Raw genomic sequence first — 13,839 nt, forward strand, 5'->3', positions numbered from 1 at the left:
ATTACAGGAGAACAAGATGCAGATTACGATGCGTAAAGGGTTACTGGCGGCTGGCGTGTTAAGCAGCGCAATGGCATTGCCCGCCTGGGCAGCACAGGATGCGGTGATTGCCGTCGCGTCCAACTTCACCACTCTCGATCCCTATGACGCCAACGACACGCTGTCGCAGGCGGTCGCGAAATCCTTCTATCAGGGCCTGTTTGGCTTTGATAAAGAGATGAAGCTCACCAACGTGCTGGCTGAGAGCTATCAGGCCAGCGCCGACGGCCTGACCTATACCATTAAGCTGCGTTCCGGAGTTAAATTCCAGGATGGCACTGACTTCAATGCGGAAGCGGTAAAGGTCAACCTCGATCGCGCCAGCAATCCGGATAACCATCTCAAGCGCTACAACCTGTTTAAACATATCGCCAGCACCGAAGTGGTGGATCCAACTACGGTAAAAGTAACGCTGAAAGAGCCGTTCTCCGCCTTTATCAACATTCTGGCCCATCCGGCGGCGGCGATGATTTCGCCTACCGCGCTGAAAAAATATGGCAAAGAGATCGGTTTCCATCCGGTAGGAACCGGCCCGTTTGTGTTTGAAACCTGGAACCAGACCGATTTTGTGAAGGTGAAGAAGTGGGACGGCTACTGGAAGCCGGGCTATCCGAAGCTGGACAGCATTACCTGGCGACCGGTGGTGGATAACAACACCCGCGCGGCGATGCTGCAGACCGGCGAAGCGAACTTTGCTTTCCCGGTGCCCTATGAGCAGGCAAAACTGCTGGAGAAGAACAGCAAGCTTGCTGTGGTAACCACGCCATCGATTATGCAGCGTTACATCAGCCTTAATGTCACTCAGAAGCCGTTCGACAATCCAAAGGTACGTGAAGCGCTGGAGTATGCCATCAACCGTCAGGCGCTGGCGAAAGTGGCGTTCTCCGGTTACGCCACGCCTGCTACCGGCATCGTGCCGCCCACCATCGACTTCGCTCAGACCTATCCGGCCATCAGCTACGATCCGGCCAAAGCGAAAGCCCTGCTGAAAGAGGCGGGTTACCCGAACGGGTTTGAAACCACGCTCTGGTCGTCACACAACCACAGCACCGCGCAGAAAGTGTTGCAGTTCACCCAGCAGCAGCTGGCGCAGGTTGGCGTGAAAGTTAAAGTTACGGCGATGGATGCGGGTCAGCGTGCCGCAGAAGTAGAAGGCAAGGGCCAGAAAGAGAGCGGCGTGCGCATGTTCTATACCGGCTGGTCTGCCTCCACCGGCGAAGCGGACTGGGCACTGACGCCACTGTTTGCTACTACGGCCTGGCCACCGGCGATCTTCAATACCGCGTTTTACAGCAATCCTAAGGTCGATAAAGATCTGGCTGATGCGCTGAAAACCACCGATCGTGCCGAGAAAGCGCGTCTCTACAAAGATGCGCAGGATACCATCTGGCAGGATCACCCATGGATCCCACTGGTGGTTGAGCAGCTGGTTTCTGCCAACAGCAAAAACCTCAGCGGTTTTTATGTAATGCCCGATACCTCATTCAATTTTGATGAGGCAACTCTGAAGTAACGGAGCCGGCCAGCCCGCGAGGCTGGCCGCAGCTGCAGGATGTTGCATGTTTAACTATTTTCTCAAACGACTCTTTGGGCTGATCCCCACGCTGCTGATTGTGGCGGTGCTGGTGTTCCTGTTTGTTCACCTGCTGCCGGGCGACCCGGCGCGTCTGATCGCCGGGCCGGAAGCCGATGCCTCGGTGGTGGCGCTGGTGCGTCAGGAGCTGGGACTCGACCTGCCGCTGCCGCAGCAGTTCTGGCACTTTATGCTGAATGCGCTGCAGGGCGATTTCGGCCAGTCGATGGTCTCGAAGCGGCCGGTCGCGGAGGAGATCGCCTCACGCTTTATGCCAACTTTGTGGCTGACACTGGTCAGCATGATCTGGGCAGTGATTTTTGGCATGGCAATCGGCATCGTTTCCGCTGTCTGGCGCAATCGCTGGCCCGATAGACTGGGGATGACGCTGGCGGTGTCGGGCATTTCGTTTCCCGCCTTTGCGCTGGGCATGCTGCTGATGCAGGTCTTCTCGGTGGAGCTGGGATGGCTGCCAACCGTCGGTGCAGAGAGCTGGAAACATTACATTCTGCCCTCCATCACCCTGGGTGCGGCGGTGGCGGCGGTGATGGCGCGCTTTACCCGTGCCTCGTTCGTGGAGGTGATGCAGGAAGATTATATGCGGACCGCCCGGGCCAAAGGGGTGCGCGAGTCGCTGGTGGTGGTCAAGCATGGCCTGCGCAACGCCATGATCCCGGTGGTAACGATGATGGGGCTGCAGTTTGGTTTCCTGCTGGGCGGATCGATCGTGGTCGAGGTGGTGTTTAACTGGCCGGGCCTGGGGCGACTGCTGGTCGATTCCGTGGCGATGCGCGACTACCCGGTTATTCAGGCGGAAGTTTTGCTGTTTTCACTGGAGTTTATTCTGATCAATCTGTTTGTCGACATGCTCTATGCGGTGATTAATCCCGCTATTCGCTTTAAGGAGTCGCGATGAAAAACTGGCGACGCGAAGCGGCACTGAAAACGATGCCGCTGATTGCGGAGAATCGGGTGCGAACGCCGTGGCGTGAATTCTGGCGGCGTTTCAGAGGGCAGCCGGTGGCGCTGCTGGCCGGGCTGTTTGTGCTGGTACTGATTGTGCTGGCGGTTATCGCCCCATGGATTGCGCCGTTCGACGCAGAGAACTACTTCGATTATGACCGGCTCAATGACGGCCCCTCGCTGATGCATCTGTTTGGCGTCGATTCGCTGGGGCGTGACATTTTCAGTCGGGTGCTGGTCGGCACGCGGATTTCCCTGATTGCAGGCTTCTTTTCGGTAGTGATCGGCGCGCTGATCGGCACATTCTTTGGTCTGTTAGCCGGCTATTACGAAGGCTGGTGGGACCGCATCACCATGCGTATCTGCGATGTGCTGTTTGCCTTTCCCGGCATTCTGCTGGCGATTGCGGTGGTGGCGATTATGGGCAGCGGCATGAGTAATGTGATTGTGGCGGTCGCAATCTTCAGTATCCCGGCGTTTGCCCGGCTGGTTCGCGGCAATACGCTGGTGCTGAAGCATCAGACCTATATTGAGTCGGCACGCAGCATCGGCGCTTCTGACTGGACTATCCTGATGCGGCATATCCTGCCCGGCACGGTATCGCCGATTGTGGTCTATTTCACCATGCGGGTCGGTACCTCAATCATTACCGCGGCCAGCCTGTCATTTCTGGGGCTGGGCGCACAACCGCCTACGCCGGAGTGGGGTGCAATGCTGAATGAGGCGCGGGCCGACATGGTTATCGCGCCTCACGTGGCAATTTTCCCCAGCCTGGCCATCTTCCTCACCGTTCTGGCATTTAATTTACTCGGAGACGGGCTGCGCGACGCACTTGATCCTAAACTAAAGAGATGAAACCTTTCGATTATGATCAGGACTTCAGCACTATCGACTTCCGCCAGCACCCCGAGCTTTATCAGGTCGGGCGTGGTGAGCAGGGCGTGCTGATGGTCGAGCCTTATAAAGGCGAAATACTGCCACACTGGCGTTTTCGTACCGTTCCCATTGCTGAAGAGTCGGCTGAGAAAATCATGGCGCTGTTTGAGGAGTATCGGCGCAAAGATGATTTTGTCGGCATGGATATGGCGCGCAAATTTATTCAGATGGGGTATACCCGTGCGCGCCGTTACAGCAACCACAAGGGCGGACGTAAGTATGACGCAGATGGCAAGGAGCTGCCGCGCGGCGTCAACGAGGAAAAAGCCGCGGCGGCGGCTGTTTTCAAAGGCTACTGGGACAAACTTCGTGCAGATGAAGACTATCTGCGACGTAAAAAAGCGCATCAGCAGCAGTATGGCTAAGCGTTAATCCTGCTCTCCCGGCAGCTGTTACCTCCTGCTGCCGGGGTTGTTTTAATGACCCCGTCCTGCTCAATCCTATCCCTCATTTCTTGCCTGCAACGGTTCTGCTGCAGCGCCCGTGCTGCCAGATGCGCAGCCGTTTCGCCACGCCCTAAAACGCCGTAGCCCGCCACGCTTGCCAGATAAGGTCAGACGGCAGCAGAAGAGAAACCTTTTCTGCTGGCGAGCCGGGGGCGTAAAGTAGTGAAAAAACGCGTAAAAGCTGATCCACAGCACAGGCAAAAAAACGGGCGGTTCAAACCGTGCTTTTTCCAATAACTTCCCGTGCTATAAAAAGAAATTGGCTGCGGAGCCTCTGACTGATGAACAAGCGAAACGCTGACAGTGGCCGCTGTTTAGAGCATCCGGTAAAAGGCGGGTTGATATTCACTTGTTTTCATTAATAATAAACGGGCAAACCCCACTGAGGGGGCTATGCCCCTCAGGTAATGAAATGGATAATGTGAGAGCTAAATAATGAAAGAGATCATCAACGGATTTCTGAATTTCCAGCAGAATGTGTTTCCTGAAAGGAAGGATCTTTTCAAAAGCCTGGCATCAAATCAAAATCCGAAAGCGCTGTTCATCTCCTGTTCAGACAGTCGTCTGGTGCCTGAACTGGTGACGCAGCAGGAGCCAGGAGAGCTGTTCGTTATCCGCAATGCGGGCAACATTGTTCCCTCATTCGGCCCGGAGCCAGGCGGTGTCTCCGCCACTATCGAATATGCGGTGGTCGCGCTGGGCGTCTCCGACATCATCATCTGTGGTCACTCTAACTGTGGTGCCATGAACGCCATCGCCTCCTGCGCCTGCATGGATACCATGCCTGCGGTTGAGCACTGGCTGCGCTATGCCGATGCGGCAAAAGCGGTGGTTGAGCAGCGTGAGTATGACTCGCCAGAGAAGAAGCTGAACGAGATGGTCAAAGAGAACGTCATCGCCCAGCTGAACAACATGAAAACCCATCCTTCCGTCTCCGTCGCGCTGCGTAACGGTAAGCTGCGTCTGCACGGCTGGGTTTACGATATCGAAAGCGGCACCATTATGGCGCTGACCCAGGGTGGCAAACAGTTCATCACCCTGTCTGAGAATCCTGATACCTGCTTTGAGTAATCTTTTTCGCCCGCTGTGCTCTGCAGCGGGTTTTCCTGCTATTTATTCTGCATAACAGCGTTAAATCGCCTCTGTTATTCTGCATTTCCCCTCTGGCTTATCTATGCTTGCTTAAACCTTCCTGATACAAGCGAGTTGATGATGCGTAAAACTTCCGTTGCTGCTCTTCTGGCGGTCTCTGCCGTGCTGCTCAGTGGTTGTACTTCTCATGTTGCTGATAAGCAGCAATATTCAGGTTTTTTAAGCGATTACAGCCAGTTGCAACCGACGTCGTCAGCCAGTGGTGAACCGACTCTGCGCTGGATATCACCCGACTATCAAAGCAGCCATTATAAAGATGTGCTTTATACATCGCTGGTCTACTACCCGGCGGCGCACCCCACGCCACGCGTCACTCAGCAAACGCTGGATCAGGTGCTCAGTTACACCGAGATCCAGCTAAAAGGCGCGATAGCCACCCGCCTGCCGCTGGTGAATCAGGCTACGCCGCATACCCTGAAGGTAAGGGCCGCCATTACCGCCGTGTCAGCAGAAAATCAGGGCGTGCAGTTTTATGAAGTGGTACCGGTTGCCGCGGTCGTTGCCAGCACCATGGCGGCGTCAGGGCATCGTACTCAGAACAGCGAACTGTTTCTGGAGATAGAAGCCAGCGATGCGGTGACGGGCAAACCGATGATCCGGGTGGTTCGCAAAGCCTTTGGCAAAACGGTCAGTAACAGCAATACGCCGATCACCTTTGACGAGCTGAAGCCTGGTATCGATACGATGGTGCGTGACACGGTAAGTTTTAACGCGCCCTGACTCTGACGGGCGACAGCAGAGCGCTGTCGCCCTGATTAATCTTTTGTAAATCCTCAACATCATTGCAGAGGGGCTGACTACGCTTAAGGGCATTCTATCCCGTCAGGAGATCGTTATGGCCCGTTTCTCAACTGCTTTGTTGCTAAGTGGCTCCCTGTTCTGTACCGCCCCCCTGTTTGCCGCCGACGTAAAGGTCGAGGTATTACAGGATAAGTTACAACATCCATGGTCCGTCGCCTTCCTGCCCGATAACAAAACGCTGCTGATTACCGAACGTAGCGGACAACTGCGCAGCTGGAGCCCGGAGAGCGGCCTGTCGCAGCCGATCCAGGGCGTGCCAAAGGTCTGGGCAGAACGGCAGAGTGGCCTGCTGGACGTGGTGCTGGCACCCGATTTTGCCACCAGTCGTCGCGTCTGGCTTAGCTATACCGAAGCGAACAGCAGTGGCAAAGCGGGCGCGGTGGTAGGCGTGGGCACGCTGAGCAAGGATAACCGGCAACTCAGCGATTTCCGCGAGGTGATTCGGCAGACGCCGATGCTCTCCAGCGGCAACAACATCGGTACCCGGCTGGCGTTTGATACCCAGGGCTATCTCTGGATCGCCTTCGGCGATAACTTTGCCAGCAGCGCTGCGCAGGATCTCGATAAGCTGCAGGGCAAACTGCTGCGGCTCAACGCCGATGGCAGCGTGCCGGACGATAACCCGTTTGCGAAACAGCGCGGCGCACGGCCAGAGATCTGGGCCTATGGTTTGCGTAATCCGCAGGGGCTGGCGCTTAACCCCTGGACCGGCAAGATATGGGAAAATGAACATGGCCCGCGCGGCGGCGATGAAGTGAATATCATGGAGCGGGGCAAGAATTACGGCTGGCCGCTGGCAACCTACGGCATCGACTATAGCGGTGACAAAGTGCCGGAGTCACAAGGCACACAGGTTGCGGGTACCGAACCGCCGCTTTATCACTGGAAGGATTCTCCGGCCATCAGCGGCATGGCGTTCTACAATAGCGCCCGTTTTCCGCAGTGGAAAAACTCGCTGTTTATCGGCGCTCTGAAAGAGAAAAACCTGATTCGTCTGAGTATCAACGGCGAGAAAGTGGTGGAAGAGCAGCGTCTGCTGGACGATCAGAAGGCGCGCATTCGTGATGTGCGTCAGGGGCCGGATGGCTGGCTCTATGTGCTGACCGACGAGGCCAATGGCAAGCTGCTGAAAGTGGGATTAGCGCAGGACGCTGGTGCGTCCCGCGGCTAAGAGCCTGTCCCCGGGCTATTTTATTGGTCAGTCTGGGCCTGGGCAGTGCTCACACAGGCTGCTTTAACAACCTGAACGCCCGTCAGGGCGGCCCTGAAGGGGCGAGCGCAGCGAGTAATCCTCACGGACTACGTGTACTACGGATTGTTCCGCGCTGTCCGTGTCCAGGCTGCCAGCAACAGTTACGCCTTATGGAATAAGCTCGGAGTCAGCGCGCCCAGTGATAAACCTGCCAGCCGCGGTTTAACGCTTCCTTGTGTAACTGTTCGTCAGGGTTGATGACATGGGCATGATCGGCCTGTTCCAGTAGCGGCAGGTCGTTCATCGAATCGCTGTAGGCCCAGGTGCGGTCAAAGGCCTCGTCCTGCTGCAGCGCTTTCCAGTCACCCAGTCGCGTGACTTTGCCCTCTTTATAGGTCATGGTGCCGTAAGTGTTGCCGCTGTAGCGTTCGTCCACGATTTCAACGCCAATCGCCAGCGCGCCGCAGGCTCCCAGCTTTTCTGCAATCGGCACCACCAGATGCTCGCCGCTGGCGGAGATGATCATGACCTTGTCGCCACGCGCCCGGTGCCACTCAATCCGCTCGCGGGCTGCAGGATAAACGCGTGGCATGATGTCGCGGTGAATGAAGCGGCGCACCCAGCCTTCAACGGTAAGCGTGGCCATGCCCGCCAGAGGGGAGAGTGTTTTATTCATATACTCTTCAATCGACAGCGTACCGGCATAGTACTGGCTCATTAATGCCTGTTCCTGATCAATCAGTTCACTGGGGGCGAATCCCTGTGATACCAGCCAGCGCAGCCACAGGCTGGTGCTGTCTTCACAAATGAGTGTTTCATCCAGATCAAAAAGGGCTAAGTCCATGGTCGGTCTCCTCGGCTGACTGGCGTTCAGGTTAACTGATATTTGTGACGGGCTTAACTCTTCTGCGAAAAATCGGAATTTCACGCAGTTTTGATAGCGACAGAATCGGGGAAAAGCGGCACGCGCGCGGCACTTATGCCAGGGTTACTCTACTAAACTCTAAAAAACTTTACGATTCGACGGTTTTTTTCGCTGCCGTCAAGGGTTAGCGTTTGAGTGAGAATTTTCTGCCCCTGGAATTTCGATTTAACAAGGACAATCCGGCCAAGCCCATGACAAACACTCGCTTCACATCTCGCCTGCGGCACCTTGCTGCCACTTCATTACTGATTCTTGCCCCCGTCAGCGTTTTTGCTGAGCAGGCTCCCGCCGCGCCAGGCATTGATGCTAAAGCGTGGATTCTGATCGACTACGCCAGCGGTAAGGTGTTAACCGAATCCAGTGCCGATCAGCGCCTCGACCCCGCCAGTCTGACTAAAATGATGACCAGCTATGTTGTGGGTCAGGCGATTAAAGCGGGGAAAATCAAGCCGGATGACCTGGTTACCGTCGGACAGGATGCCTGGGCCACCGGCAACCCTAAGCTGCGCGGCTCGTCGCTGATGTTCCTCAAGCCGGGCGATCGTATTCCGGTGCATGAGCTGAATAAGGGAATCGTGATCCAGTCCGGCAATGACGCCTGTATTGCGCTGGCGGATTATGTGGCGGGCAGTCAGGATTCGTTTATCGGCCTGATGAACAACTACGTGAAGGCGCTGGGACTGCAGAATACCCACTTTATGACGGTGCATGGTCTGGATGCAGAAGGGCAGTACAGTACCGCGCGTGACATGGCGCTGATTGCTCAGGCGCTGATCCGCGATGTGCCCGAAGAGTACGCGCTGAATAAAGAGAAAGAGTTCACCTTCAATAATATTCGCCAGATCAACCGCAACCGCCTGTTGTGGAGCACCAATCTCAAGGTTGATGGCGTCAAAACCGGCCACACCTCAGGCGCGGGGAATAACCTGGTCGCTTCAGCAACCGAAGGGGATATGCGTCTGATCTCGGTGGTGCTGGGCACCGCCAGCGATGCGATTCGTTTCCGCGAAAGTGAAAAGCTGCTGACATGGGGCTTCCGTTTCTTTGAAACGGTCACGCCGATTAAAGCGGATGCACCGTTTGCGCAGCAGCGGGTCTGGTTCGGTGATCGCAGCCAGGTCAATCTGGGCGTGGCGAAAGATGCTGCGCTGACCATCCCTAAAGGGCAGATGAAGAATCTGAAGGCGAGTTTCAGACTCACTACGCCGCAGCTGGAAGCTCCGCTGAAGAAGAATCAGGTGGTCGGCACCATCGATTTCCAGCTGGACGGGAAAACCATTGAGCAGCGGCCGCTGGTGGTGATGCAGGATGTGCCGGAAGGCGGGTTCTTCAGCCGGATGATTGATTTCGTGATGATGAAATTCAATGGCTGGTTCGGGAAGTGGTTTTCATAAGTAAGCAGGGACGCAGGCTCGTACTGCGTTGAGCCCGAGCCTGCACAGGGAACAGGGTCAGATCGGAAAGACGCAAAATCCGTCATCCATGACACGCTCGGTCCGCGCCGTCCCTGGCGCGGGACGCTTTCCTCCTCTGACCCTGTTACCTGCGCTTTAAGCTTATTCGCTGCGGTAAATCCGGGTTTGCCACAGTGCTGGGGACGCTAACGCGTCCCTTTCTTAATCCTGCGTCCAGCCTTTGCGAATCGGCACGGCAAATAGCGACCGATAGAGTGGATTGATTACCGCCAGCATCCGCTCGCCATAGAACTGCCACGCCAGATGCGAAGCCAGACAGCTCAGCAGCCCCACCAGGAACCCGCCCAGCATATCCATTGGCCAGTGAACGCCAAGGTAGACCCGCGACCAGGCAATAGCGCAACCGGCCACCATCAGAACCACACCTGACCAGAGGCGATGCCAGAAGATAAAGGCCAGTGCAAAGGTGAATATTGTGGTGCCGTGATCGCTGGGATAGGAGTCATCGGCGGCGTGATGCAGGAACTGATAACCAAAACCGATAGCAAAAGGGCGGGGATGCGGCAACAGCTGGCCCACAGACCAGGAGATCGCCAGCGCATAGATCAGCGCCATACCGGTTTTCAGTACCAGCACCCGCTGCGAAGAAACCTGATCGCGCGGTCCCCAGAGCCACATCGCTACGATTAACAGCGGCACAATGGCGATCAGATCTTTGGCAAAAAACGTCGCCAGCTGCAGTAACCAGGCGGGTGAAGCCGGTGTGGCATTAATGGCAGTAAACAGTGAATGGTTCAGCTCTTCCATTTCGGGATAAATTCCTCAGCAGACAGTCCGGTTAACGGCAGCTGGCAGCATCCCGCCAGCCCGGTCCGATAACAGCGGCAAAAAAAACGGTCAGCGACAGCACGCTCACCCAATCAGTCAGCACAAATTGCTAACTAAACAGCGGTCTATCCTGCTTTTTACCGTTTTGTTCGTCTATAGAAAGGCTCTTAATCTGCCGTTGAGTTGTGTAACGGTTTAAGTTTTATGACACTTGCAGTTGCGAATCAGGCGGGGAATGACGGGGAGGGACGAAAAAAAGGCATAAAAAAACCCGCCGGGAAAAAGACCAGCGGGCTCCACAATTTGGGGATTTCAAAGAAAAGCAGTGGCACTTATTATGACTATCCCTTAACAATAAAGTTCTGGACGCAGGCAAAAAAATTTTATAGGGGCAATATCGGCCAGATAATCACAATCAGCGTTCCCGCCAGCGTCAGCAACACGTTGGCGATGGCATAGGTTCCGGCATAGCCCAGCGCCGGAATATTGCTGCGTGCCGTATCACTGATGATCTCCATGGCCGGTGCGCAGGTACGTGCGCCCATGATGGCGCCAAACAGCAGGGCGCGGTTCATCCGCAACACATAAGCACCAAACAGATAGCAGATGATCACCGGAATCAGGCTGACCAGCAGGCCGCACAGCAGCATCAGCGCACCATCGCTGCTCAGGCCGTGATTAATGCCGCTACCGGCACTCAATCCCACTCCCGCCATAAACACCATCAGACCGAACTCTTTCACCATAGTGAGCGCGCCCTGCGGAATATAACCAAAGGTTGGATGGTTGGCGCGCAGGAAGCCGAGCATGATACCGGCGAACAGCAGGCCCGCGGCGTTACCAATACCAAAACTGAAATTGCTGAACTGGAAGGTGAACAGACCAATCATCAGACCCACGATAAAGAAGGCGCAGAAGGCTAAAAGATCGGTCATCTGACTGTGAATCGCGATAAAGCCAATGCGATCCGCCACGCTTTTCACTCGTCGTGCCTCGCCGCTGACCTGCAGCACATCACCTTTGTTCAGCATGATACTGTCGTCGATCGGCATCTCAATCTGACTGCGTATCACCCGGTTCAGGAAGCAGCCGTGATCGGTGAGGTTTAACTTGCTGAGGCGTTTGTTTACCGCATTGTGGTTTTTCACCACGATCTCTTCAGTGACGATACGCATATCCAGCAGGTCGCGGTCAAAAACCTCTTTGCCGTTGCGGAAGCTGGGGTCGAGCCGGGCGTGAGCATCGGGATAGCCCACCAGCGAGATATCATCGCCGAGCTGTAACACCGCATCACCATCGGGACTGGCGAGAATACCGTTGCGGCGGATGCGCTCAATGTAGCAACCGGTCTGACGATAGATACCCAGTTCGCGCAGGTTTTTGCCGCCGCTCCATGCCACCAGTTCCGGACCGACGCGATAGGCGCGGATCACCGGCAGGAAAACTTTGCGCTGGCTGTCCGCATCCAGGCCGCGCTCCCGGGCGATCTGCTGGGCGCAGGTGGGCAGATCCTGATGTTGCAGACGGGGCAGATAACGTGCGCCGAAAATCAGACTGACCAGGCCTATCAGATAGGTCACGGCATAACCGAGGCTCAGCTGATCCTGCATCAGCCCAAGCTGCTTTGGATCGCTGATGCTTTGCCGCAGGGTATCGCCCGCTCCGACCAGCACCGGCGTTGAGGTCATCGACCCGGCCAGCATGCCAGCGGTGAGACCGATATCCCAGCCAAAGAGTTTGCCCAGTCCCAGCGCCAGCAACAGTGCGCTGACCACCATGACGATGGCGAGCATGAAATAGTTTTTGCCGTCGCGAAAGAAAATGGAAAAAAAGTTGGGACCCGCTTCGACGCCGACACAAAAAATAAACAGCATAAAGCCCAGACTCAATGCATCGGTATTGATCGTAAAGTGCTGCTGGCCTAATAAGAGCGAAACCACTAATACGCCAATCGAATTTCCGAGCTGAACCGAGCCCAGACGCAACTTACCCAGACAGAGGCCGAGCGCTAAAACGACAAACAATAACAAAATGTCATTTCCGCTTAACAATTCTGCGACGTTAATATTCACTGTTTAACTTCTTGTTTACATGTAACCTATTGAAGAGTAGCCTGTTTTTCGCTATCGTGAGCAGGCCGTTGAGGTGCTGTTGCATCAGTACTGCAAATGGAACCTTTACCGCGGCGCTATTCTAATCACAAATATCTTTCACAGCCATTGGCTGTTTTCATTCGTTGCCACAGCGAACTGTTTCTTTTTATTTCCATCTGAACGCATCAGGGTTATCAGCAGGTTATTGTCGGGGTTACTTTTAATTAGTGGGGTGGTATGCCGCAGCGTTCTTATCTCTGGACTACCCGCCTGTGCGGCGTGGTGTTGTATAGTCTGGTGTTTGTCTTTACCTGTCATTTCTGGCAGGTCGGTCCCGGCCCGCTTCGCGGTCAGCCCGAATTACTGCTCTTTATGTTGCCCGGTATTGTGATGGCATTGGTGCAGGTGGAGAGCCCGCTAAAAAGCACCCTGCTGATGGGGCTATGGGGAACGTTACTGGCAGCACTGCTGTTAAACAGCAGCCTGTTTATCCACAGCAATGCACTTTTTGTGGTCGCATGGAGCCTCAGCGCGCTGTTCTGGGCAGGCTGCGGGGCTTTGCTGGTGCGGTTGATGCAGATAGTGATGGCATCACTCAATTAAACAGTGTTGGGCGATGGATGACCGGCAGAGCGCAAAAAGGCGAGACAGGAAAATCCTGGCTCGCCTTTTTCATTCCGGGTATCAGCGCTTACGCGGCAAATCCCAGATTCTCTTTGGTCCAGGCCGCAAACTCGGTGTAGCCACCGATATGTTTTTCGTCGACGAAAATCTGTGGCACGGTGCTGACCGGTTTACCGGCGCTCGCTTCCAGGTCGGCTTTAGTAATGCCTTCTGCGTTAATATCGACATACTGGTAGCTAAAATCATCACGTTCAGCGGTCAGTTTGTCGGCCAGTTCATGGGCACGCACACAGTAGGGACAGCCCGGACGACCAAAAATAACAGCAATCATTGAGAACTCCTTGCAGCGACTATTATGTGATGTGTATCACACAATGAAACAGAGAATGGCAACCATGATGCCCGCTCGTATCGCTTAAGGAAAGCAGGATTTGCCTGTTAGTCTGATGCCCGCACGCTATCGCTGCCCGGTCAGGAAGCCTCTGAATCAGAGGCTTTTTCGCGCCGGCAGCCCGTGTATCTCGCGCAATTTTTGGGTTGTTGACCATAATTGACGCTCAGTCAGCCGCTAAGGCAGGAGGATATCATGCAGAGTGTAGCCAGATTACCCCGGTTTGTGGTGGTGCTGGAGGCGGCTGGCGGCCTGTTAATCGTGGCCGCGCTGCTGCTGATAAACCACTGGTTTCCGCTGCCAGACAAGGCGGATGTAAAAACGCTGGCCACTGTGCTGTTTATTGCTGGCGTGGTTCTGATGCTGCCTGCTGCCTGGCTGTTAATGTGGCGCACCGCGAAAGCGATAGCACCACAGCTGTTTAATCAAACTGACAAAAAAAGATAATATTGCTGGAGACT

Annotated in this window: 14 protein-coding genes; 10 read left to right on the plus strand and 4 right to left on the minus strand. The window is 55.2% G+C overall.

Translation table 11 applies throughout. The features are described from left to right. The first annotated feature begins 16 nt into the window (after window positions 1-16). The 7 genes from gsiB to GVJ63_RS00330 all read left to right on the plus strand — a co-directional run bounded on the left by gsiB (window position 17) and on the right by GVJ63_RS00330 (window position 7,081). Window positions 17-1,552, plus strand: coding sequence for a glutathione ABC transporter substrate-binding protein GsiB (gene gsiB, locus GVJ63_RS00300; protein ID WP_010669736.1), 1,536 nt, complete (start codon window positions 17-19; stop codon window positions 1,550-1,552). Between the two features lie 46 nt (window positions 1,553-1,598). Then, window positions 1,599-2,528, plus strand: a complete 930-nt coding sequence (gene gsiC / locus GVJ63_RS00305) for a glutathione ABC transporter permease GsiC (protein WP_010254376.1) — start codon at window positions 1,599-1,601, stop codon at window positions 2,526-2,528. Continuing rightward, window positions 2,525-3,430 (plus strand): glutathione ABC transporter permease GsiD, encoded by a 906-nt coding sequence (gsiD, locus tag GVJ63_RS00310; RefSeq protein WP_010254377.1) that lies wholly within the window; start codon window positions 2,525-2,527, stop codon window positions 3,428-3,430. The genes gsiC and gsiD overlap by 4 nt, the downstream gene beginning before the upstream one ends. Continuing rightward, complete coding sequence (locus GVJ63_RS00315) at window positions 3,427-3,876, plus strand: DUF4385 domain-containing protein (protein ID WP_010254385.1); 450 nt, start codon at window positions 3,427-3,429, stop codon at window positions 3,874-3,876. The genes gsiD and GVJ63_RS00315 overlap by 4 nt, the downstream gene beginning before the upstream one ends. Window positions 3,877-4,392: 516 nt before the next feature. Continuing rightward, window positions 4,393-5,028, plus strand: a complete 636-nt coding sequence (locus tag GVJ63_RS00320; protein WP_010254395.1) for a carbonic anhydrase — start codon at window positions 4,393-4,395, stop codon at window positions 5,026-5,028. Window positions 5,029-5,169: 141 nt separating this feature from the next. Further along, entirely contained in the window at window positions 5,170-5,829 is a 660-nt protein-coding gene (locus GVJ63_RS00325; protein WP_050679483.1) for a DUF3313 domain-containing protein, read from the plus strand. 115 nt (window positions 5,830-5,944) lie between these two features. After that, the gene (locus GVJ63_RS00330; RefSeq protein WP_010254401.1) at window positions 5,945-7,081 is read left to right on the plus strand and encodes a PQQ-dependent sugar dehydrogenase; all 1,137 of its coding nucleotides are present in this window, start codon (window positions 5,945-5,947) and stop codon (window positions 7,079-7,081) included. Window positions 7,082-7,289: 208 nt separating this feature from the next. On the opposite strand, the gene GVJ63_RS00335 is transcribed toward GVJ63_RS00330, so the two are convergent. Beyond that, window positions 7,290-7,946, minus strand: coding sequence for an HAD family phosphatase (locus GVJ63_RS00335; protein WP_022625965.1), 657 nt, complete (start codon window positions 7,944-7,946; stop codon window positions 7,290-7,292). A gap of 272 nt (window positions 7,947-8,218) precedes the next feature. On the opposite strand from GVJ63_RS00335, the gene GVJ63_RS00340 reads away from it, so the two are divergent. After that, entirely contained in the window at window positions 8,219-9,421 is a 1,203-nt protein-coding gene (locus tag GVJ63_RS00340; protein ID WP_010254406.1) for a serine hydrolase, read from the plus strand. Between the two features lie 222 nt (window positions 9,422-9,643). Here GVJ63_RS00340 and ybjG read toward each other — a convergent pair whose 3' ends face one another. Together ybjG and GVJ63_RS00350 are read right to left on the minus strand one after the other, a co-directional pair. Beyond that, window positions 9,644-10,249: an undecaprenyl-diphosphate phosphatase gene (ybjG, locus tag GVJ63_RS00345; RefSeq protein WP_010254408.1), complete on the minus strand. Its 606-nt coding sequence runs from the start codon at window positions 10,247-10,249 to the stop codon at window positions 9,644-9,646. Between the two features lie 404 nt (window positions 10,250-10,653). Next, window positions 10,654-12,342 carry an aspartate:alanine antiporter gene (locus GVJ63_RS00350; RefSeq protein ID WP_159226263.1) on the minus strand — a complete coding sequence of 563 codons (1,689 nt, stop codon included), beginning with the start codon at window positions 12,340-12,342 and terminating at the stop codon, window positions 10,654-10,656. Window positions 12,343-12,600: 258 nt separating this feature from the next. Here GVJ63_RS00350 and ybjM point away from each other — a divergent pair, with 258 nt between their 5' ends. Beyond that, window positions 12,601-12,966 carry an inner membrane protein YbjM gene (gene ybjM, locus GVJ63_RS00355; protein WP_010254412.1) on the plus strand — a complete coding sequence of 122 codons (366 nt, stop codon included), beginning with the start codon at window positions 12,601-12,603 and terminating at the stop codon, window positions 12,964-12,966. An 88-nt stretch (window positions 12,967-13,054) separates the two neighbouring features. Here the strand turns inward: ybjM and GVJ63_RS00360 are convergent, their stop codons facing one another. Next, window positions 13,055-13,318, minus strand: a complete 264-nt coding sequence (locus GVJ63_RS00360; protein ID WP_010254413.1) for a GrxA family glutaredoxin — start codon at window positions 13,316-13,318, stop codon at window positions 13,055-13,057. 255 nt (window positions 13,319-13,573) lie between these two features. On the opposite strand from GVJ63_RS00360, the gene GVJ63_RS00365 reads away from it, so the two are divergent. Next, the gene (locus tag GVJ63_RS00365) at window positions 13,574-13,825 is read left to right on the plus strand and encodes a DUF1418 family protein (protein WP_061704169.1); all 252 of its coding nucleotides are present in this window, start codon (window positions 13,574-13,576) and stop codon (window positions 13,823-13,825) included. Window positions 13,826-13,839 lie beyond the last annotated feature (14 nt).

Source organism: Pantoea sp. 18059 (assembly GCF_902706165.1).
GTDB lineage: Bacteria > Pseudomonadota > Gammaproteobacteria > Enterobacterales > Enterobacteriaceae > Pantoea > Pantoea agglomerans.